Source organism: Lysinibacillus cavernae (assembly GCF_009724685.1).
Classification (GTDB): domain Bacteria; phylum Bacillota; class Bacilli; order Bacillales_A; family Planococcaceae; genus Lysinibacillus; species Lysinibacillus cavernae.
In genome coordinates this window covers 22,401-43,276 of record NZ_WMEF01000019.1, presented here as the reverse complement: position 1 = coordinate 43,276, position 20,876 = coordinate 22,401, and the positions used below count along the sequence as shown (strand labels likewise).

Here is a 20,876-nt window from a genome sequence, read left to right as displayed (position 1 = left end):
AACTTTGTATTAAGGAGGCGTTTTTTCATGTCAAATAATTCCATGAAAAACTTGTTCTTAGGATCATTGAGGAGTAAGCAAACAGTGATAAGAATTATTTCACTTGTCCTGTTTGTATCTGTAATTTCTTTCGTGCTTTATCAAGGTACGAAAAAGGCCGTAAAGCTTGAAGCGAACGGAGAAACAATCGAAGTATCAACACATGCCAAAACTGTAGAACAATTATTACAAGATGAAAACATAGATATAGCAGAGCATGACAAAATATCACCCTCTCTGAACACCAAAATTGTTAATGGATTAGCAATTTCTTGGGAACAGGCAAAAGAAGTAACCATTTCAGTTGATGGAAATCAGTCAAAAGTTTGGACAACTGAAACACTAGTGAAGGACATTTTGAAAGAAGCAAATATTAAAGTATCTGAACATGACTCTTTAGCACAAGGTCTTGATACTGAACTAGGCGCAGAAAACAAAATCGATATTCAAAAAGCGTTTCAAGTAGCGCTTGTCGATGGCGTAAACAAAAGACAAGTATGGTCCACTTCGACTACGGTCGCTAACTTTTTAAAACAACAAGGAATTCAGTTAGATGAATTCGATCGTGTCGAAAATAACCTGGAGAACGTTATTACTCCGGAGAGTAAAATCACAGTAGTTCGCGTAGAAAAGGTTATCGATGTAGTGGAAGACTCTTTAGATTTCGCAGTTGAAAAGAAGCAGGATGCTTCATTGCAAAAGGGGAAACAAAAAGTTGTGGCAACTGGCGAGAAGGGCTCAATTTCTCGTACGTTTGAAGTTGTCAAAGAAAACGGTAAGGTTGTAGCAAAAAATCTACAGTCTGAGGAAGTTATAAAAAAACCGAAAAAACAAGTCGTTGCTGTTGGCACAAAAACAGTCGTTGCAAGTGCAACAACTGTATCCCGTGGTTCAGCAGAGCCAGCTAGTGGAAAAGAATTTTATGTAACGGCAACAGCGTATACACCATATTGCAACGGTTGTTCTGGTACATCAGCAACTGGTATAAACTTACGTTCAAATTCTGGCCTGAAGGTGATAGCAGTTGACCCTTCTGTTATTAAGTTAGGCTCAAAAGTTTGGGTTGAAGGCTATGGTACAGCAATCGCAGGAGATACTGGCGGTTCAATTAAGGGTAATAAGATCGACATACTTGTACAAACAGATGCCCAAGCACGTAACTGGGGACGTAAGAAAGTGCGTATTAAAGTATTAAATTAAAAAAATTGTAAAATTAATCAAAATGTTTTTCACTAATGGAGCTTTCCTGTTTTGACTGGCAGGAAAGCTTTTTATTATTTTTAACAACTGGTTTTTGTAGGCATTGTTTTTCTATGTGTTCGCTAAGACATAATGGGTAGTAGGTTCATTCATACCTTGTATTTCTGTACAAACTATATCTTGCAGTTGTAAAATGGTCAGAAGATAAGGTAGATAGAAAAGAGGAGCCTTTTTGCAAATAAAAGAAATCATTGTTGTTGAAGGAAAAGATGATACGACAGCTATTAAGCGCGCCGTACAAGCAGATACTATAGAAACAAATGGATCTGCTATCTCTGAAGAAACACTAAAGCGTATCCAACATGCGCAAGAAAAGCGTGGTGTTATTGTATTTACAGATCCTGACTATCCAGGACGTCGAATACGTGCCATTATTGAGGAGCGTGTTCAAGGAGTAAAACATGCCTTTTTACCAAAAGCAAAAACGATTGCGAAGAACGGTAAAGGATTAGGGATCGAGCATGCTGCTGACGATGATATACGTGAAGCACTACGACATGTCTATACCCCGATTCAAAATGTGCCAAACGAAGATGATATTACACTGGAAGATTTAATGACAGCGCGATTAATTGGTCATCCTCAGGCGAAACAGCGTCGTGATCGACTGGGAGAAATTTTAAATATTGGTGCTACAAACGGTAAGCAACTTCATAAAAGGTTGAAAATGTTTCAGATTACAGAAAAGCAATTTGGTGCGGCGGTCGCACAGTTAGATCAGGAGGAAAATGATGCATAAGGATATAGCAACACCAATTCGAACACAAGAAATTTTAAAAAAGTATGGATTTTCATTTAAAAAAAGCTTAGGTCAAAACTTTTTAATTGACCCTAACATTTTACGAAATATAGTGAGTCACGCAAATTTAACAGAAGACAGTGGTGCAATTGAAGTTGGTCCTGGTATTGGGGCATTAACAGAACACTTAGCGAGAAGCGCTAAAAAGGTTGTTTCCTTTGAAATTGACCAACGTTTATTACCTGTACTAGAAGATACACTTAGTCCATATAATAATGTGTCTATCATCCATTCTGACATTCTTAAGGCAGATGTTGCTAAGGTGATTGCAGACGAGATGCCAGGTATTGAAGATATTATGGTTGTTGCGAATCTACCGTATTATGTCACTACTCCAATCTTAATGAAATTACTCAATGACCGACTACCAATCCGTGGTTTTGTTGTTATGATGCAAAAAGAAGTTGCAGATCGAATAACGGCTAAGCCAGGTACAAAGGAATATGGTTCACTATCTATTGCCATTCAGTATTATGTGAAAGCTGATATTGCGATGACTGTGCCAAAAACAGTGTTCATGCCACAACCTAACGTCGACTCAGCGGTGATTCGTCTAATTAAGCATGATGAGCCACCAGTAAAAGTAATAGATGAGGATTTTTTGTTTGTCGTGACGCGAGCATCTTTTGTACAGCGAAGAAAAACCATCTATAATAACCTACAATCTGGTTTACCGAATGGTAAGGCACAAAAAGAACAGATATTACATGCATTAGAGGCAGCTAATATCGAACCTACACGTCGTGGAGAAACACTTACAATTCAAGAGTTTGGGAAATTAGCGGATGAGCTGTATCCCATGTTTGCAAAGTGAAAATTTTTGTTAACATTTTTTCATAGATGTAAAAAAAAATATATTTTTTTTAAAAAATAAGTTGACAAGATTTATAAGAGGCTGATAAAATATTATATTTTGTTGACATTTTTGGGCGATTCGCTTATACTAGTTATTAGTGAGGTGTAAGCGAAAATGCCAAAAACTTTAGCGGACATTAAAAAGTCGTTGGATTGTCATTTGGGTAAACGTTTGCAATTAAAAGCAAACGGAGGTCGCAAGAAAACGGTTGAGTGTGCAGGGATATTACGTGAGACTTATCGCGCTATCTTTGTAGTAGAGCTCGATCAAGAAGACAATACGTGCAAGCGCGTATCGTATAGCTACACAGATATTTTAACTGAAGCAGTAGAGATTACATTTTTAGACGAAGCAAAGGCTGCTGTCGCAAAATAGTTTCTAGTACTTATTTCTATATTTTAGAAACACTCATGTATGTTAAAAACTGCATGAGTGTTTTGCGTTTTCACGGGCATACTAATTTCGTCAGTTGTTAAAGGAGGAGTTTATATGCCTAGAAAAGGTATCATGTCACCTCGATTAAAAGAAGAGATCGCAAAAGAGCTTGGATTTTATGATGTTGTGCAAAAGGAAGGCTGGGGCGGCATTAAAGCTCGAGATGCTGGTAATATGGTTAAGCGTGCCATAGAAATGGCTGAACGAGCAAGTAGTGAGCAAGAGCGTAAGTAAGCTATTTTTATTAAAATAGACAACTTATTAAGTTTCATTCAGCAGGGATGAAAATCCTTACTGACACAACTAATACAACTGACGAAAGAGAACCGTTACACCGAACAGGGTATACGGTTCTTTTTTTCCATTTTCGCATTCCCAATATGGTAAAATAAAATGAATAATCTTGCGCGAAAATAAGAACTGTTTATACGTGTAGCTATAAGGGAGGAAGAAAGATGCTTTATGTAAAGGCGCCTGCAAAAATCAATTTAACATTAGATGTACTTTATAAAAGACCAGATAATTTTCACGAAGTAGAGATGGTTATGACAACAGTCGATTTAGCTGATCGTATCAGTCTTGAATCTCGAGAAGACGGTGTTATTGAAATTATCTCAACAGATAATTTTGTACCAAATGATCATCGTAATTTTGCTTATCAGGCAGCGCGTCTCATTAAAGATACATACGGCATTAGACAAGGTGTATCCATTACCATCGAAAAAGAAATACCCATAGCAGCGGGGCTCGCAGGTGGCAGTAGTGATGCAGCTGCTACTTTAAAGGGTTTAAATGAGCTTTGGGAATTAGGTTTATCGATAGATGAATTAGCGGAGCTTGGTGCTAAAATTGGTTCGGATGTTTCGTTTTGTGTCTATGGTGGAACAGCCCTAGCCACTGGGCGTGGAGAAAAAATAAAAGAAATACCGGCTCCACCTAACTGTTGGGTTGTCTTAGCAAAGCCTAAAATTGGCGTATCAACAGCGGAAGTATATGGAGGTCTTAAGGTTGAAGGGCTCGAACATCCAAATACAAAGCAAATGATACAAGCTATTGAAACAAAAGATTATGAGCTATTATGTGCTTCATTAGGAAATGTTTTGGAAACTGTAACATTTAAGTTACATCCAGAAGTTGTGATGTTAAAAGAACAAATGAAGCGTTTTGGTGCAGATGCCACGTTAATGAGTGGAAGCGGTCCGACTGTATTTGGACTAGTAGATAGTGAGGCTCGTGTTAGCCGCATTTATAATGGTTTACGTGGTTTTTGTGAGGAAGTTTATGCAGTGCGAATTTTAGGTGAGCGAAATACACTTGCTTAGAAACGCAAATTTGTGTTAATTTTACCTATAAATATTCGTGTTTAGGAGAGGGTCGCATGAAATGGAAGCGTAGTGAACGACTTGTTGATATGACGCACTATTTACTAGAACATCCACATCAGCTGATCCCGCTAACTTATTTTTCAGAACTATATCAATCTGCAAAGTCATCCATTAGTGAGGATTTAACGATTGTAAAAGAAACATTCGAAGAAAAAGGAATCGGGTTATTGATGACAGTGCCGGGCGCTGCTGGAGGAGTAAAATATATTCCGAAAATGTCCGAGGTAGAAGTACGTTTAGTTATTCAAGATTTAAAGGCAGAGCTTGAGCATTCAGATCGTTTGTTACCAGGCGGTTACTTATTTATGACAGATTTGCTAGGGAACCCTGATCTAATTAATCGTGTAGGGAAGGTTTTTGCTTCTGCTTTTGCAGATCAACAAATCGATGTCATAATGACTGTAGCAACAAAGGGGATATCCATTGCCCATGCCATTGCAAGACATTTAAATGTACCAGTGGTTGTTGTGAGAAGAGATAGTAAAGTAACAGAAGGCTCTACAGTTAGCATCAACTATGTATCTGGTTCTTCCCGAAGAATTCAGACAATGGTATTATCAAAAAGAAGTATGAAGAGTGGACAACGTGTGTTAATCACTGACGACTTTATGAAGGTCGGTGGTACTATGAATGGTATGAAAAATCTACTAGAGGAGTTTGACTGTCAGTTAGCAGGCATTGCGGTGCTTGTGGAGGCTGAACATGCGGATGAAACGTTAGTAGATGATTATTATTCACTTGTAAAGCTTCATGAGGTTAATGAAAAAGATCGAACAATTGCATTAAGTGAAGGTAACTATTTTTCTAAAAGGGGACATGACAAATGAACGTAGTAGCAACATCAAATGCGCCAGCTGCAATCGGACCATACTCACAAGGAATTATTGTTAACGGAATGTTTTATAGCTCTGGTCAAATTCCATTATCAGCTACAGGTGAACTAGTGGAAGGCGATATTACTGTACAAACAAATCAAGTATTCGCTAATTTAAAAGCAGTTTTAGATGCAGCCGGAACATCTTTAGAAAATGTTGTGAAAACAACTGTCTTTATGAAGGATATGAACGATTTTGTAGCAATGAATGAGGTATACGCGAATCATTTTGGTGATCATAAACCAGCTCGTTCAGCTGTAGAGGTAGCTCGTCTTCCGAAAGATGTAAAAGTAGAAATCGAAGTAATCGCTATCGTTAAGTAAATATAAAATGAAAAGCTTACTAATAGAGAATCGCTATTCTATTTAGTGGGCTTTTTTTTGTGCTGACAAACAATTGTCAAAAATTCCGTATATAAGAAAAAATATTATTCTAATAAGTATTCAAATTTTTTAGAAAATTTGATAGACTATAAAAAGGAAAATATTCGGTAATCGAGAATATGATATTTTCATTTAGGCATCCAAGAAGAGAGGTGGTGAGAAAATGGAAGTTACTGATGTGAGATTGCGTCGGGTACAGACGGATGGTCGCATGCGTGCGATTGCTTCCATTACACTTGACAATGAGTTTGTTGTTCACGATATACGTGTAATTGATGGAAATACTGGTTTATTCGTAGCAATGCCAAGTAAACGAACACCAGATGGGGAATTTAGAGATATTGCACATCCAATTAATTCTGATACTCGAAATAAAATTCAGGAGATCATTTTAAACGAGTATCATAACTCTAGTGAATTAGAAGAAACGGATAAAGAGGAAGAATTAGAAGGAATTGGCGTATAGTTAAAAGACAATAACTACCTATTCAAGTATTTGTTACAAATTAATAATAAGAAAAGATATAAAGAACTCTTCTAGTTTAAAGGGTTCTTTTTATTTTAATAAAAAGAGAATATAAGTAATTTTAGGATATACTTCATGACATTCGAGCATAAGGTGCAATGGATTTTGTAATTCATCTTTTTGTCAACTCTACATGCCTTGAAAATAGATGAATTTTGCTATATAGTCATAAGAGAAAATGAGCGTATTGGAGGACTTACAGATGAGCAATGTTTTTGCTGTCATTTTGGCTGCAGGTCAAGGTACACGTATGAAGTCCAAATTATATAAAGTGCTCCATCCAGTATGTGGGAAACCAATGGTACAACATGTGGTGGATCATATTCAAACGTTAGATGTGAAGCGCATTGTAACGGTTGTCGGACATGGTGCAGAAAAAGTACAACAACAGCTTGAAGATAAAAGTGAGTATGTTCTGCAAGCTGAACAGTTAGGTACAGCACATGCTGTTCAACAGGCTGAGGCTATTTTAGGTAACGAAGAAGGAACTACATTAGTAGTATGTGGAGATACACCACTAATTCGTCCTGAAACAATGCAGGCCTTATTCGAACATCATCAAGCAAAGAATGCTAAAGCAACTATTTTAACAGCGATTGCGGAAAACCCAACTGGTTATGGTCGTATATTACGTGGCGATAACGGGCAAGTTGAGCAAATTGTTGAGCAAAAAGACGCTTCAGCAGAACAGCAATTAGTAAAAGAAATAAATACGGGCACATACTGCTTTGACAACAAATTATTATTTGAAACATTGAAGCTTGTGAAAAATGACAATGCTCAAGGTGAATATTATTTACCGGATGTTATTGAAATTTTACAAAAACAAGGTGATATTGTAGAAGCATATGTCACAGATGATTTTGAAGAAACGTTAGGTGTCAATGATCGTGTTGCTTTATCACAAGCAGAGACATTAATGCGTACAAGAATCAATGAAAAACATATGCGCAATGGTGTGACAATTATCCATCCTGAATCAACGCATATTAGCGCAGAAGCGGTTATTGGACGTGACACTATTATTCAACCAGGCTCTATGATTGAAGGAGCCACTGTTATCGGCGAAGATTGCATTATTGGACCAAACACTCAAATTGTAGATAGTCGCATTGGTGATCGCACAACTATCCATTCTTCTGTTGTACGTGAAAGCGCTATTGCTGAAGATACAGCTATTGGACCATTTGCTCATATTCGACCACTTTCTGACATCGGTAGCCATGTGAAAATTGGTAACTTTGTAGAAGTGAAGAAAAGCAAGCTAGATAATGACACGAAAGTTTCGCATTTAAGCTATATTGGCGATGCCGAAATAGGCAGTAACGTTAATATTGGTTGTGGATCCATTACAGTAAACTATGATGGAAAAAACAAGTTCAAAACGATTATTGAAGATGATGTATTTGTAGGATGTAATACTAACTTAGTAGCACCAGTGAAAGTTGGAAAAGGTTCATTTATTGCAGCAGGTTCTACAATTACAAAAGAAGTTCCTGAAGATGCGCTAGCAATCGCGCGTGCAAGACAAGAAAACAAACCGAATTATGTAAGCAAATTAAATTCAAAATAATTATCAACTAAACAGGAGGCCATCATGCCGTATCATTATGCAAACTCACAATTAAAAATATTTTCACTTAATTCGAATAATCCACTAGCTCAAGAAATTGCGCAGGAAATGGGCGTTGAATTAGGAAAATCTTCTGTTAAGCACTTCAGTGATGGAGAGGTTCAAATTAGCATTGAAGAAAGTATTCGTGGTTGTGATGTGTTTATCGTGCAATCTACTTCTGCACCAGTAAACGAACATTTAATGGAGCTTTTAATTATGGTAGATGCAGTTAAACGTGCATCTGCTCGCACAGTAAACGTTGTAATGCCTTATTATGGTTATGCACGCCAAGACCGTAAAGCAAAAGCGCGTGAGCCAATTACAGCTAAATTAGTGGCAAACCTACTTGAGACTGCTGGTGCAACACGTGTCATCGTATTAGATTTACACGCACCTCAAATCCAAGGTTTCTTCGATATCCTAATCGACCACTTAATGGCAGTACCATTACTATCTGATTACTTCAAATCTAAAGGTATTCCAGGAGATGAAATCGTTATTGTTTCACCAGACCATGGTGGGGTAACACGTGCTCGTAAAATGGCTGAACGATTAAAAGCACCGATTGCAATTATTGACAAGCGTCGTCCAAAACCAAATGTTGCGGAAGTTATGAACATTGTTGGTAATGTTGATGGTAAAGTGGCAATCTTGATTGATGATATTATTGATACTGCAGGTACGATTACGATTGGTGCAGATGCATTACGTGCTGCTGGTGCAAAAGAAGTTTACGCTTGCTGTTCTCACCCAGTACTATCTGGTCCAGCAATCGAACGCATTGAAAACTCTGCTATTAAAGAATTAGTTGTAACTAATACAATCCAGCTTTCAGACGAGAAAAAATCTCCAAAAATTACTGAGCTTTCAGTAGCTAAATTAATGGCTGATGCAATTTCTCGTGTTTATGAAAACAAATCTGTAAGTACTCTATTCGATTAATAAATATGAAATATCACGGACAAATCTATCCTTTTGGGTGGATTTGTCTTTTTTATTTTCATTTATTAGGTACAAAAAAGATTAATCTGGACACAATTATAGCAAGGTGAAGAAATTCTTATGTGTTTTTTGTGAGAATCTTCTTACAAAAGGGTATAATAGATAATGTGTCTTAATGGTATTTACTCTACTTTAAAAAATAGAGATAAATATTATCATAGCCTTCAACAAGTTTTCCTCATCAGTAGATGGGGGACATGATTGTTGATAAGGCGTAAATAATTTTCTTGGAAGGGGAATAAAGAAGTATGAGTACAGTATTAAGTGTTAAAAAGCGCGAAGCTGGGCATCGTTCGACATTAACCCAACTTAGAAAAGGGGGAGCCATTCCTGCAGTTATTTACGGCTATAAGTTAGATTCAACCCCAATTTCTATTTCTGCAAAAGATTTTATAAAATCCATTCAAAAAAATGGGCAAAATAGTGTGTTTTCGCTAGAGTTAGAGGGAAAAAAAGTAAATGTAGTTGTATCAGAAATACAGCAATGTTCATTGAAAGATGAAGTAAATCATGTAGACTTTTTAGCCATTAATATGGCTGAGGAGTTAGAAACGGATGTGCCGATTAAATTAATTGGTCAGTCAGTGGGATTAAGTGAGGGCGGTATTTTAATGCAACCTAACTTAGAGTTGAAGGTGAAGGTTAAACCAACAGCGTTACCTGAATCAATAGATGTTGATGTCTCATTGTTGAAAATTGGGGAATCCCTAACGGTAGCAGATATACGAGACCGTGTACCTGTTGAAATTATTAGCGAAGATGATTATATATTAGTAACAATTGTTGCGCCTGTTTCTGTAGAAGAAACTACAGATAGTGTGGAAGAGCAAGAGTAAAAATAAATACTGTTAGGCTAATAAGAAAGCTAAAACTTTCTTATTAGCCTTATTTTTTTTCTTAATAGTAGGTTAACTTTTAGTCGTCAGCTCGAAAAAATCTAGACGCATTGTTTATCTGCGCGCAAGCGAGGCCTCATTTTGAAGAATAATGATATCATTTAAGAATTGTACAAAATGCTTTCTATGTGCGTGGTATGGTAAAATAATGACTATTAGATTTGAAAGAAGAGAGGTACTTATGAAAATTATTGTTGGTTTAGGAAACCCAGGTAAACCTTATGAACATACAAGACATAATATTGGCTTTGATGTAATTGATGCGTTAGCAGAAAAATGGGGGGCACCTTTAACAAATTCGAAATTTAATGGAATGTATACAACCGTTCATCGATCTGAAGGAAAGGTTCTACTTGTTAAACCTTTAACATATATGAATTTATCAGGGGAATGTGTCGGACCTCTTATGGATTATTTCGATATTAATGTAGAAGATTTAATTGTTATTTATGATGACCTAGATTTAGAAACAGGGAAGTTACGTCTGCGACAAAAGGGAAGTGCCGGTGGTCATAACGGTATTAAATCCTTAATTCAGCATTTAGGTACACAGGAATTTAATCGTATCCGAGTAGGAATTAGCCGACCACCAGCTGGCATGAAGGTAGCTGATTACGTATTAGCTAAATTTTCAAAGGAAGATCAAGTTCTTATTGAAGACGCCATTGAACAGTCTGTAAATGCTGTTGAAGCATCTCTTTCAAAGCCATTTCTTGATGTGATGAATTACTTTAACGTAAACAAATAGATGGAACGTAACAAATAAATTTTCGTTAAAGTCTTTGGATAATTGAAAAAGGTCTAAGGGAAGCTATAAAGTACCTTACACTATAACTACAGCTAATGCTTGTATTGTATAGTCTTGTCTACAAGCAAAAATTAATTCTCTAATTTTCAAGTTATTGCAATACTGACGACATCGGAAAGTGCATAATCCTTTTTATAAATGTCTATACTTTAAGTAGGAAGTTGCTTAAAGGAGGATGATTTGGAATGTCAGTTCGCTACCGTTGTCGGCATTGTGAAGTAGAAATAGGGACACTACCATTTGATGCAGATGATACAATTCGAAAGCTACATATTTTCGAATTGGGAGAAGCAGATGATTATGTTGAGAAGAATCAACATGGAGAAACTACTGTGCACTGCATTTGTGAGCAATGTGAGGATTCGCTGAGACAATATCCAGATTATCACGCACTCAATAAATGGATTCAATAATTGGAAGGATGCTTTGACACACTCCATGTGTGTTCAAGGCTTTTTCCATTTCATAAAACAGCCAATAATAGAGATATATAAATAGCACTAGAATAATAGAAATTAACCACACCTCGGACGCTTCGCTTTTGCGCAGGTAAGCAAATACGGCCAGATATTTTCGAGTTGACGAGTAGAAGTTAAGCTAAGCCGTCTCGTCCTGTGACAACGGTTAACTGAACTCCGTCTTAGCCGTCGGAGACTTTGGGGCAATAGGACGGTATCAGCAGGATTTTGAACACCCGCTGAAAAACCAAAACAAGCATTCATCTCCCACATATAGAGGAGGGAAATCAATGCTGAATTAAGATAAACAAATTGAATTTTATGCTGAAAGGGGCTTTTGACTGTGGAGGTTGTACGACAGCTTGTGTCGCAGGATAAACATATTACATCATTTTTACAGGAGATTCAGAGCGGTCAAACTGCATCGCAGCTTATTACAGGTTTAACAGGAAGCGCACGCCCCGTAATGGTCGATGCGTTATTTGAATATGTAAAGAAGCCAATCTACATTGTTTCTCCTAATCTACTGCAGGCACAAAAAATGGTCGATGAGCTTGCTGGATTATTAGGTGAAGAACATGTTCATTATTATCCAGCTGATGAATTTATTGCAGCAGATCTTTCTGTTGCCTCGCCAGAATTAAGGGCTGAGCGTATTGCAACACTGGATTATTTAGCTAGGGGTGAGAAAGCGGTCTACGTAATACCTGTGGCGGGTTTACGGAAAATAATGCAACCTAAGGAACATTGGCTACAATATTTTTTACAAACAGCTGTGGGCGAGGAAATTGAAATTGATACGTGGTTACAAACATTAGTTGAGATGGGTTATGTGCGAAATTCAATGGTGACAACGCCTGGAGAATTTGCATTACGTGGAGGTATATTAGATATTTATCCACCTTATTTGGAATCACCTATCCGTGTTGAATTATTTGATACGGAAGTTGATTCCATAAGAACATTTTCAGCAGATGACCAACGTTCTATTGATAAATTACAAAAAATTCGTATTCTTCCTGCTTCAGAGGTCATTCTTACTAAATTAGAAAGACAAGCTTTGGCAGGTCGTTTAGAAGTAGCATTAGCTTCAAGCCTAAAGAAGGTTAAAAAGCAGGAGACAAAGGAACTTCTATATCAGCATATTCAATATGATATTGAAATGTTACAGCAAGGAAATTTACCTGATTACGTGAACAAATATGGCTCATTATTGTACGATAAAACAGCCTATTTGGGAGATTATTTTGTACAAGATGGCGTTGTACTTTTCGATGAACTTGGACGTATTCAAGAAGTTATGGACGCGTGGGAACGTGAAGAGGATGAATGGTTTTTATCTTTAATTGAAGAAGGGAAAATGGTTCATGATGTCAAACCTGCCTTCACATTAAAAGAGATATTGGCAATGTTGTCCCAACAAAAGCTTTCATTTTCATTATTTGCTCGAACATTTGCAGGGATCACATTTAATAAGACGACCAATTTTTCTTGTAAGCCTATGCAACAATTTCATGGACAAATGTCGTTGCTTCAAAGTGAGGTTGAACGCTGGTTACTTGGTAAATTTACAGTATTAATCGTTGCAAGGGATAAAGAGCGTGTTAAGCGAGTTCAGCAAATGCTTGAAGAATATGATATTCATACTGCTATTGGAGAACCTACAGATCCTGGTATTTATATTGTAGATGGTGGCTTGTCGAGTGGCTTTGAATTACCGTTGCAACGTTTAGCGGTCGTAACAGAAGATGAGCTCTTTAAACAACAGGCAAAGAAAAAAGCGCGCACACAAAAAATGACGAATGCTGAACGTATTAAAAGTTATACGGAAATTAAGCCTGGTGATTATGTAGTACATGTTCATCATGGTATCGGTAAATATATTGGTGTAGAAACACTAGAGGTAAACGGTACACATAAGGATTACTTGCATATTCGATACCGTGCAGACGATAAATTATATGTACCTGTAGAACAAATAGACTTAATTCAGAAATATGTGGCGTCAGAGGATCGTGAACCGAAGCTACATAAATTAGGTGGAGCAGAATGGAAAAAAGCTAAAGCCAAAGTATCCTCTGCTGTACAGGATATCGCAGATGATTTAATTAAGCTTTATGCTAAGCGTGAAGCAGAGCGTGGGCATGCTTTTACACAAGATAATGACGACCAGCGTAATTTTGAGGCAATGTTCCCATATGAGGAAACAGAGGATCAGCTACGCTCTATTATTGAAGTAAAACGAGATATGGAGCGCGAGCGCCCAATGGATCGTCTGGTTTGTGGTGACGTAGGTTATGGTAAAACAGAAGTTGCCATTCGTGCGGCATTTAAGGCTATTCAGGATGGTAAACAGGTTGCCTTCCTTGTACCTACTACCATTTTAGCGCAGCAACATTATGAAACGATTCGTGAGCGCTTCCAGGACTTTGCCATTAACGTTGGATTGTTATCTCGTTTCCGTTCGAAAAAGGAGCAAACTGCAACATTAAAAGGATTGAAAGAAGCACAAATTGATATTGTTGTAGGAACACACCGAATTTTATCCAAAGATTTAATATTCCAAGATCTTGGGTTGTTAATTGTTGATGAAGAACAGCGTTTTGGCGTTACACATAAGGAAAAGATAAAGCAACTAAAAACAAATGTCGACGTTTTAACTTTAACTGCAACACCAATACCAAGGACACTTCATATGTCAATGGTAGGTGTCCGTGATTTGTCTGTAATTGAAACGCCTCCAGCCAATCGTTTCCCAGTACAAACATATGTGATGGAGCACAGTGGAGCATTAGTGCGAGAAGCTATCGAGAGAGAAATGGCTCGGGGCGGACAAGTATTTTATTTATATAACCGCGTAGAAGATATGGCTCGTAAAGTTGATGAAATTCAAATGCTTGTCCCTGAAGCACGTATAGGTCATGCACATGGGAAAATGACAGAATCTGAATTGGAATCAGTTATTTTAGCCTTTTTAGAAGGTGACTATGATGTGCTTGTCACGACAACGATTATTGAAACGGGTGTTGATATACCGAATGTTAATACATTAATTGTACATGATGCTGATCGCATGGGCTTAGCGCAGCTCTATCAATTACGTGGACGTGTTGGACGTTCTAACAGGGTGGCATATGCTTATTTTATGTATCAACGAGACAAGGTATTGACAGATGTAGCAGAGCAACGATTGCAGGCAATTAAAGAATTTACTGAGCTTGGATCGGGCTTTAAAATTGCCATGCGAGATTTATCTATTCGAGGAGCCGGTAACCTACTTGGAGCGCAACAGCACGGCTTTATCGATTCAGTTGGCTTTGATTTATATTCACAAATGCTACAGGATGCGATTGCTGAACGTCAAACAGGCATGAAAAAAGAAGAAAAGCCAGATATTGAAATTTTGTTAAGCGTAGATGCTTATATTCCCGACGTCTATATTCCTGATGGGTATCAAAAAATCCAAATGTATAAACGTATTAAGGCAATGGATCAGGTGGAGGAGTATGACGAAATCATGGAGGAATTAGAAGATCGATTTGGCGATCTTCCAATTGAAACAGAGCGTTTACTTCGAATAGCACGAATGAAAGTTTGGGGCTTAGGAGCGGGAGTAGTATCTGTAAAGGATAAGCAAAAACTTATTACAATACTGTTGTCTGAACAAGGAACAGCAAATGTCGATGGCAGTAAAATTATTGAAGAGTCCATGAAGTTTGAGCGTGCTGTTGGTTTCGGTATGGATGGCATGCAGTTAAAATTAACGATAGATGAGCGAAAGTGCGGGAAATATCAACCCTTTGATATTTTGGAAGAACTAATGCAAATTATTGATAAAGCAAAAAAACAGCAATAGCAAAAAGGCTAGTCTTATCTTTTTCATGAAAAGATAAGACAGCCTTTTTTATTTTTCCAATACTTATTATAGAAACTTATTCCTTGGGCAATCTAATAAGGAGCTGATTGATGTAAAAAAGTTTTTGAAAAAATTTGATGGATGTGAAATCCTTTTTCTTCAGTTTTTGCATAGATTGCTTAAATAAAAACCATACTATACTTGAAATAAAAATTTCATTGTAGCGAAAGCGAGGCATTAGAATGAAGGCAACAGGAATTGTTCGTCGTATTGATGATTTAGGGCGTGTAGTTATTCCAAAAGAAATTCGTAGGACGCTACGTATTCGTGAAGGCGACCCGCTTGAAATTTATACGGACCGTGAAGGTGAAGTCATATTAAAAAAATATTCTCCCATCAATGATTTGGGTGAATTTGCAAGAGAATATGTTGAAACTCTTTATGAAACACTAGGAACGCCAGCATTTGTCACTGACCGTGATGAAGTAATCGCAGTTGCGGGGATTGGTAAGAAGGAATATATTAATCGTCGCATTACGTCCTTTGCTGAAGGCTTTATGGACGAGCGTTCTACAAAAATCGAAAAGATGGAGACAACAATTGAGATTGTTCCTGGTCAATATGAGCAAGTAAAATCATATTGTGCGTCACCAATTACAGTAAACGGTGATCCGATAGGCTGCATTATTGTCTTATCTAAAGTACATTTTGTCGGTGAGGTAGAAGTAAAAGTAGTGGAAACAGCTGCGAACTTCTTAGCTAAACAAATGAATAGCTGATGCATGGAAAAGTTATTGCGCTGACCTTTTAGGCTGAACAATAACTTTTTTTGCGTACATAAATATTGGTCATTATCGGAACAGTAGTGCTACCTGGAACGTCAAACTTTTTAGATATGCTATACTATTGGCATTGTTAAGAAGGAAAGAGGGCAATTTATGTCGCAACGCTTTGGCATGAAAAGCTACATGAAGGGTGCGGCCTTATTGACAATAGCGGCCCTTATTGTAAAGGTTCTTAGTGTAATTTATCGTGTACCTTTTCAGAATCTGGTTGGTGATGAAGGGTTTTATATCTATCAGCAGATATATCCAGTTATATCCATTTTCGTTGTTTGGACATCTAGTGGCTTTGCTGTAGCCATTTCTAAAATGCTTGCAGATAATGATTGCATTGTTGATACAATAGAACGTAATGAAAGACGAAGCACTATTATGCGTGTAGTTTTCCGTTATTTGACGGTACTATCGCTACTGTTTTTTGCTGTTTTATTTGGAGGTGCTGAAAAAATTGCCCAGTTAATGGGTGATGCACAATTAGCCCCGTTGATTCGCACAGGCTCCCTTGTAGTATTGGTTATGCCAGCGCTAGCTATTTTGAAAGGTGGCTTTCAATCAAGAGGAATTATGGAACCTATTGCTTATGGTCAAGTTCTCGAACAAGCGATAAGAGTAACGGTTATTTTAGCCGGAACCTATATAATTATGACAACTACAAAATCACTTTATGATGCGGGAAAAATGGCTGTTATCGGTACAGTTATTGGGGAAGTTACCGCCTTGTTGTTGCTTGTCTATATCTTTTATAAACGTTTTGGGCTATTTGGTGCTAAAAAGCATCTACATCATGTAAAAAGTTTGCCTATTGTGAAAGAGGTTACATGGCTGAGTTTAAGTGTAAGCATGAGTGGTCTATTACTACTTGGCTATCAGTTAGTTGATTCGTTCACTATATACTCCTTATTAATTGATAATGGCATGGCTCCTACATTGGCAAAGGAAACAAAAGGCATTTATGATCGTGGACAGCCGTTAGTACAACTTGGTGTTGTGATTGCTTCCTCATTGTCGCTCGCAATTGTACCGCTTGTAGCCCATTTGTCGAAAAAACAAGAGGGGCGAAGTGCAGTTCCATTTATACAATTAACATACAAAGCCTCAATACTATTTGGCTGGTCTGCTTCACTGGGTTTAATGCTAGTCATGCCTTATTTAAATGAAATGCTTTTTAAAACCAATGCCTTATCCGAGGTATTAATCGTCTATGTATTCCAAATCGTTCCATTATCGATTATTCTTACATTTACAGCGATTTTACAAGGGTATGGCAAATTGAAAAAACCAGCTTTAATTTTAATAATAGGTTTTGTGTTAAAAATCATACTGAATGTAAGGTTAATTGGATGGTTGGGTGTTTTAGGGGCAGCCATTGCGAATGATATTGGATTAGTTTTAACTGCTTTATTGCTTATTGTTTATTTAAAAACATTGACTGGCATTCAATTAGCATCAGTAGATTTTTATAAAAAAGTAGGAACGGCATCTTTGAGTATGGCAGTCGTAGTGCTTGTATGGTTACAGTTAGCGTCAACTTTTTTAGACCATTTGCTGTCTTCACGTTTGATAGCTATGGTGGCAGGTTTAACAGCTGTATCTATAGGGGCATTTGTTATGCTTACAATTATTGCAAAGACACGAGTTCTAATAGAAAAAGAGTGGTATTTATTGCCGTTTGGACGCAGGATGGCTGTTTACCAACTATGGCTAAATTCAAAGAAGTAGGTGGGAGTTTTGAATACTTTAACAGTTATTGGCTTAGGTGCAGGGGATTTTAATCAGCTGCAAATGGGTGTTTATAGAAAATTAAAGGCTGCAAAAAAACTATATGTACGTACAGTGGATCATCCAGTATTAGAGGAATTAGCAGCGGAAGGTGTAAATTTCAAAAGCTTTGATAAAGTATATGAAAAACACAACGCATTTCATCCTGTCTACATGGAAATTGCAGAGTCGCTTATTGAAGCAACTTCAGTTGAGGATATTATGTACGCTGTGCCAGGCCATCCATTAGTAGCAGAACAGACAGTGCAATTGCTTATTGCGGCAGCGGATGACGGAAGAATTAATCTAGTTATTGAAGGTGGACAGAGTTTCTTAGATCCAATTTTTGGCGCGTTGAAAATTGATCCAATTGAAGGCTTTCAGTTACTTGATGGTACCAGTTTTTCAATGCATGACATCAATATGCGTCAACATATCTTAATTGCCCAAGTATACGATACATTTAGTGCTTCAGAGGTGAAGCTGACTTTGATGGAGAAATATGATGATGAGTACCCTGTGACGGTTGTTACGGCTGCAGGTTCATCACAAGAAAAGATTGTTATGGTACCACTCTATGAACTCGATCAAAGTGTAGAAGTGAATAATTTAACAACGGTCTATGTACCACCTGTAAAATTGCAGGAAGAAGCATTAAGAGATTGGACTACGTTCCGCAAGATAATTGCTACGCTGAGAGGTCCAAACGGCTGTCCTTGGGATCAAAAACAAACACATGAGTCATTAAAAAAATACTTACTCGAAGAGGCACATGAGTACTTGGCTGCTGTAGATGCTGAGGATGATTTCGCGATGATCGAGGAGCTTGGAGATGTGCTGTTACAAATATTTTTACATGCACAAATTGGAGAAGATCAAGGCTACTTTACACTTGAGGATGTGTTAGCCTCAATTAGTGAAAAAATGATTCGTCGCCATCCACATGTTTTTGGTGATGTTTCAGTAGAAGATGCTGATGGCGTTGTTGCTAATTGGGAGGCTATCAAGGCAGAAGAAAAGGGTACTAGCGATATACCACTATTAGACGAGGAGTACAGAGCATCATCTGCGTTACAGACAGCCTATAACTACCAAAAAAGAGCTGCAAAAGTAGGCTTTGACTGGCCAGATGTAGAGGGGGCGTGGGATAAATTTGCTGAAGAGTGGCAGGAATTCCGTCATGAGGTGACGAAAGGATCTAATGCATCCCGTTTGGATGAATTTGGAGATGTGTTGTTTACACTAGTGAACTTAGCACGTTTCTACAAGCTTTCACCAGAAGAGGCCATGCTACATGCAAATGAGAAATTCGCAAGACGTTTCGGTTATGTAGAGAAACAAGTAAAGGTCAGCGGAAAATCATTTTCTGATTTTACATTAGAACAATTAGATGCATTTTGGGATGAAGCAAAGCAACTAGAAAAGGAGTAAAAAGATGAGACTAGATAAATTTTTAAAAGTTTCTCGTTTGATAAAACGCCGCACCTTAGCTAAAGAGGTAGCGGATCAAGGGCGTATCACAATCAATGAGAAGGTAGCGAAAGCTAGTAGTACAGTAAAAGCGGGAGATGAACTTGCTATCCGTTTCGGTCAAAAAATAGTAACAGCACGTGTAGAAGAATTGCGTGATACTGTGAAAAAAGAAGATGCAGCAAAAATGTTTACAATTTTAAAAGAAGAAAGACTAGAAAAAGTTGAACCTGAATTTATTGATGATGAAGAATAAAATTAAATATCTTTTCTAACTCTCCTAATGTTGTCCCACCCTTCTTTTATGGGCAATTGTTTTACACAACTTAAATAAAGTTGTCATGCTTTGAAGGTTGTCCGCATAAAGTGAACAGAAGCTAGGACGACTAAAGGAGGAAGAAAATGACGCTACATCAAGAAAGTAATCGTTACACAATTCCATCTGGAGAGCATATTTTAACGATTCGTAATCGTAAAAGAATGGACATGACTTCTGTAAAATCAATTGAACGCTTTGATCAGGAAGAGTTTTTCATTAAGACGTCCCAAGGGCACTTGTTAATTCGTGGAGAGGAACTGCATATCGTTCATTTAGATGTTGATAAAGGATTATTGACGCTTGAAGGAACTGTAAAAACCTTACAGTATGACGAGGAAGAAAGTGGCTTCTCGAAAGGTTTCCTTCATAAGTTATTTGGATGATTGTTAGTGAACAATTATATCAATTAATTGTCATGGTTTTGAGCGGTATAGCAGTTGGTTTCATCATTGATAGTGTAAGGCTTATCGTTTTTTCAACTCCAAAAAGGTCAAGCCTTCGAAAGTGGATGATGATTTTTGAATTAATGACATGGATTCTACTTGGGGGATTGACATATTATTTATTATTTTGGCTAAAAGATGGCGCTTGGCGGGCTTATGACCCGCTAGCGCAAATAGCCGGAATTTTTTTGTATCAATCGTTTTTTCAAACTTTTTTACGTTTCATTGCTAGAATTTTGGTGAATATTACATGGAGACCCTTCTGGTTCATAGTAAGTTTAATATTCGCTGTAATTCGACAAATTTTGCAGCTGTTAATAAATATAGTATTGTTTGTTATAAGACCTTTTGTCAAAATTTATTCGTATTTGTCCTACACTTTTTTAAAAAAGTTACGATATTTGAAGTATAATAAAAAGCAACAATGATTCGGAGGTGCGGACATGACGAGACGTCATTCATCAAATGATGAACAACAAAACTTCACTAAGCTTGATAATGACTATGTCCGTAACACGGATAGAGCTATAAACCGCAAACAACAAGCTCGCAAACGTAAAATGCGTCGTATTGTCTTTTTTGCGATTGTACCAGTCATTATTATCGCCCTTCTCTTAAATGTGCTGTCACATCAAAATGAAACACTAGCAGCAAAAGAGAAATCAAAGGAAGAAGCGAATCAGCATCTCACTGAATTGAAAGAAAAACAAGATACATTAAATCTTAAAATCAAACAATTACAGGATGATGAATATATCGCAAAGCTATTAAGAAAAGAGTATTACTTATCTGAGAAAGGTGAAATTATTTTCATAATACCAGATAAAGAAGACAAAAAAGACGACTGAAAA

Annotated in this window: 22 protein-coding genes; all 22 read left to right on the top strand. The window is 37.3% G+C overall.

Features of this window, described 5'->3' with window-relative positions; translation table 11 throughout:
- Nucleotides 1-27: 27 nt before the first annotated feature.
- The 22 genes from GJU32_RS22245 (at nt 28) to GJU32_RS22140 (ending at nt 20,873) form a co-directional block, all read left to right on the top strand.
- Nucleotides 28-1,239 (top strand): G5 and 3D domain-containing protein, encoded by a 1,212-nt coding sequence (locus tag GJU32_RS22245; protein WP_155594085.1) that lies wholly within the window; start codon nt 28-30, stop codon nt 1,237-1,239.
- A gap of 232 nt (nt 1,240-1,471) precedes the next feature.
- Nucleotides 1,472-2,038 carry a ribonuclease M5 gene (rnmV, locus tag GJU32_RS22240; RefSeq protein ID WP_155594084.1) on the top strand — a complete coding sequence of 189 codons (567 nt, stop codon included), beginning with the start codon at nt 1,472-1,474 and terminating at the stop codon, nt 2,036-2,038.
- A complete protein-coding gene (rsmA, locus tag GJU32_RS22235; RefSeq protein ID WP_155594083.1) occupies nt 2,031-2,912 on the top strand; it encodes a 16S rRNA (adenine(1518)-N(6)/adenine(1519)-N(6))-dimethyltransferase RsmA in 882 nt (293 codons plus the stop codon). Before rnmV ends, rsmA begins: the two co-directional genes overlap by 8 nt.
- 156 nt (nt 2,913-3,068) lie before the next feature.
- Entirely contained in the window at nt 3,069-3,329 is a 261-nt protein-coding gene (gene veg, locus GJU32_RS22230) for a biofilm formation stimulator Veg (RefSeq protein WP_004229199.1), read from the top strand.
- Nucleotides 3,330-3,443: 114 nt separating this feature from the next.
- Nucleotides 3,444-3,623 carry a small, acid-soluble spore protein, alpha/beta type gene (locus GJU32_RS22225; RefSeq protein WP_004229193.1) on the top strand — a complete coding sequence of 60 codons (180 nt, stop codon included), beginning with the start codon at nt 3,444-3,446 and terminating at the stop codon, nt 3,621-3,623.
- A gap of 221 nt (nt 3,624-3,844) precedes the next feature.
- The gene (gene ispE, locus GJU32_RS22220; protein ID WP_155594082.1) at nt 3,845-4,711 is read left to right on the top strand and encodes a 4-(cytidine 5'-diphospho)-2-C-methyl-D-erythritol kinase; all 867 of its coding nucleotides are present in this window, start codon (nt 3,845-3,847) and stop codon (nt 4,709-4,711) included.
- Nucleotides 4,712-4,767: 56 nt separating this feature from the next.
- Nucleotides 4,768-5,601, top strand: a complete 834-nt coding sequence (gene purR, locus GJU32_RS22215) for a pur operon repressor (RefSeq protein WP_155594081.1) — start codon at nt 4,768-4,770, stop codon at nt 5,599-5,601.
- Nucleotides 5,598-5,972: a RidA family protein gene (locus tag GJU32_RS22210; protein WP_155594080.1), complete on the top strand. Its 375-nt coding sequence runs from the start codon at nt 5,598-5,600 to the stop codon at nt 5,970-5,972. The genes purR and GJU32_RS22210 overlap by 4 nt, the downstream gene beginning before the upstream one ends.
- Nucleotides 5,973-6,195: 223 nt before the next feature.
- Nucleotides 6,196-6,498 carry a septation regulator SpoVG gene (gene spoVG, locus GJU32_RS22205; protein WP_155594079.1) on the top strand — a complete coding sequence of 101 codons (303 nt, stop codon included), beginning with the start codon at nt 6,196-6,198 and terminating at the stop codon, nt 6,496-6,498.
- A 262-nt stretch (nt 6,499-6,760) separates the two neighbouring features.
- Nucleotides 6,761-8,131 carry a bifunctional UDP-N-acetylglucosamine diphosphorylase/glucosamine-1-phosphate N-acetyltransferase GlmU gene (glmU, locus tag GJU32_RS22200; RefSeq protein WP_155594078.1) on the top strand — a complete coding sequence of 457 codons (1,371 nt, stop codon included), beginning with the start codon at nt 6,761-6,763 and terminating at the stop codon, nt 8,129-8,131.
- Nucleotides 8,132-8,155: 24 nt separating this feature from the next.
- Nucleotides 8,156-9,115, top strand: coding sequence for a ribose-phosphate diphosphokinase (locus GJU32_RS22195; RefSeq protein WP_155594077.1), 960 nt, complete (start codon nt 8,156-8,158; stop codon nt 9,113-9,115).
- A gap of 308 nt (nt 9,116-9,423) precedes the next feature.
- Nucleotides 9,424-10,011, top strand: a complete 588-nt coding sequence (locus GJU32_RS22190) for a 50S ribosomal protein L25/general stress protein Ctc (RefSeq protein WP_155594076.1) — start codon at nt 9,424-9,426, stop codon at nt 10,009-10,011.
- 241 nt (nt 10,012-10,252) lie between these two features.
- A complete protein-coding gene (gene pth, locus GJU32_RS22185) occupies nt 10,253-10,819 on the top strand; it encodes an aminoacyl-tRNA hydrolase (RefSeq protein ID WP_155594075.1) in 567 nt (188 codons plus the stop codon).
- Nucleotides 10,820-11,064: 245 nt separating this feature from the next.
- Nucleotides 11,065-11,292 carry an anti-sigma-F factor Fin gene (locus GJU32_RS22180; protein WP_155594074.1) on the top strand — a complete coding sequence of 76 codons (228 nt, stop codon included), beginning with the start codon at nt 11,065-11,067 and terminating at the stop codon, nt 11,290-11,292.
- 388 nt (nt 11,293-11,680) lie between these two features.
- The gene (gene mfd / locus GJU32_RS22175) at nt 11,681-15,193 is read left to right on the top strand and encodes a transcription-repair coupling factor (protein WP_155594073.1); all 3,513 of its coding nucleotides are present in this window, start codon (nt 11,681-11,683) and stop codon (nt 15,191-15,193) included.
- A gap of 242 nt (nt 15,194-15,435) precedes the next feature.
- Entirely contained in the window at nt 15,436-15,972 is a 537-nt protein-coding gene (gene spoVT, locus GJU32_RS22170; protein ID WP_155594072.1) for a stage V sporulation protein T, read from the top strand.
- Between the two features lie 159 nt (nt 15,973-16,131).
- A complete protein-coding gene (locus GJU32_RS22165) occupies nt 16,132-17,754 on the top strand; it encodes a putative polysaccharide biosynthesis protein (protein WP_155594071.1) in 1,623 nt (540 codons plus the stop codon).
- A 9-nt stretch (nt 17,755-17,763) separates the two neighbouring features.
- On the top strand, nt 17,764-19,224 hold the full coding sequence (gene yabN, locus GJU32_RS22160; RefSeq protein WP_155594070.1) for a bifunctional methyltransferase/pyrophosphohydrolase YabN: 1,461 nt from the start codon (nt 17,764-17,766) through the stop codon (nt 19,222-19,224).
- A 4-nt stretch (nt 19,225-19,228) separates the two neighbouring features.
- On the top strand, nt 19,229-19,519 hold the full coding sequence (locus GJU32_RS22155; RefSeq protein WP_155594069.1) for an RNA-binding S4 domain-containing protein: 291 nt from the start codon (nt 19,229-19,231) through the stop codon (nt 19,517-19,519).
- Between the two features lie 146 nt (nt 19,520-19,665).
- Nucleotides 19,666-19,965 (top strand): sporulation protein YabP, encoded by a 300-nt coding sequence (gene yabP, locus GJU32_RS22150; RefSeq protein WP_004229167.1) that lies wholly within the window; start codon nt 19,666-19,668, stop codon nt 19,963-19,965.
- Nucleotides 19,962-20,453, top strand: coding sequence for a spore cortex biosynthesis protein YabQ (yabQ, locus tag GJU32_RS22145; RefSeq protein WP_155594068.1), 492 nt, complete (start codon nt 19,962-19,964; stop codon nt 20,451-20,453). The genes yabP and yabQ overlap by 4 nt, the downstream gene beginning before the upstream one ends.
- A 15-nt stretch (nt 20,454-20,468) precedes the next feature.
- Nucleotides 20,469-20,873 carry an FtsB family cell division protein gene (locus tag GJU32_RS22140; protein ID WP_155594067.1) on the top strand — a complete coding sequence of 135 codons (405 nt, stop codon included), beginning with the start codon at nt 20,469-20,471 and terminating at the stop codon, nt 20,871-20,873.
- Nucleotides 20,874-20,876 lie beyond the last annotated feature (3 nt).

Bases quoted from the DNA above. Each gene is read 5' to 3' on its own strand.
- pth (WP_155594075.1), top strand. From the start codon at position 10,253: ATGAAAATTATTGTTGGTTTAGGAAACCCAGGTAAACCTTATGAACAT.
- GJU32_RS22155 (WP_155594069.1), top strand. From the start codon at position 19,229: ATGAGACTAGATAAATTTTTAAAAGTTTCTCGTTTGATAAAACGCCGC.
- veg (WP_004229199.1), top strand. From the start codon at position 3,069: ATGCCAAAAACTTTAGCGGACATTAAAAAGTCGTTGGATTGTCATTTG.
- ispE (WP_155594082.1), top strand. From the start codon at position 3,845: ATGCTTTATGTAAAGGCGCCTGCAAAAATCAATTTAACATTAGATGTA.
- spoVG (WP_155594079.1), top strand. From the start codon at position 6,196: ATGGAAGTTACTGATGTGAGATTGCGTCGGGTACAGACGGATGGTCGC.
- GJU32_RS22180 (WP_155594074.1), top strand. From the start codon at position 11,065: ATGTCAGTTCGCTACCGTTGTCGGCATTGTGAAGTAGAAATAGGGACA.
- GJU32_RS22165 (WP_155594071.1), top strand. From the start codon at position 16,132: ATGTCGCAACGCTTTGGCATGAAAAGCTACATGAAGGGTGCGGCCTTA.
- spoVT (WP_155594072.1), top strand. From the start codon at position 15,436: ATGAAGGCAACAGGAATTGTTCGTCGTATTGATGATTTAGGGCGTGTA.
- GJU32_RS22195 (WP_155594077.1), top strand. From the start codon at position 8,156: ATGCCGTATCATTATGCAAACTCACAATTAAAAATATTTTCACTTAAT.
- rsmA (WP_155594083.1), top strand. From the start codon at position 2,031: ATGCATAAGGATATAGCAACACCAATTCGAACACAAGAAATTTTAAAA.
- GJU32_RS22245 (WP_155594085.1), top strand. From the start codon at position 28: ATGTCAAATAATTCCATGAAAAACTTGTTCTTAGGATCATTGAGGAGT.
- yabQ (WP_155594068.1), top strand. From the start codon at position 19,962: ATGATTGTTAGTGAACAATTATATCAATTAATTGTCATGGTTTTGAGC.
- purR (WP_155594081.1), top strand. From the start codon at position 4,768: ATGAAATGGAAGCGTAGTGAACGACTTGTTGATATGACGCACTATTTA.
- GJU32_RS22210 (WP_155594080.1), top strand. From the start codon at position 5,598: ATGAACGTAGTAGCAACATCAAATGCGCCAGCTGCAATCGGACCATAC.
- GJU32_RS22140 (WP_155594067.1), top strand. From the start codon at position 20,469: ATGACGAGACGTCATTCATCAAATGATGAACAACAAAACTTCACTAAG.
- GJU32_RS22225 (WP_004229193.1), top strand. From the start codon at position 3,444: ATGCCTAGAAAAGGTATCATGTCACCTCGATTAAAAGAAGAGATCGCA.
- yabP (WP_004229167.1), top strand. From the start codon at position 19,666: ATGACGCTACATCAAGAAAGTAATCGTTACACAATTCCATCTGGAGAG.
- GJU32_RS22190 (WP_155594076.1), top strand. From the start codon at position 9,424: ATGAGTACAGTATTAAGTGTTAAAAAGCGCGAAGCTGGGCATCGTTCG.
- glmU (WP_155594078.1), top strand. From the start codon at position 6,761: ATGAGCAATGTTTTTGCTGTCATTTTGGCTGCAGGTCAAGGTACACGT.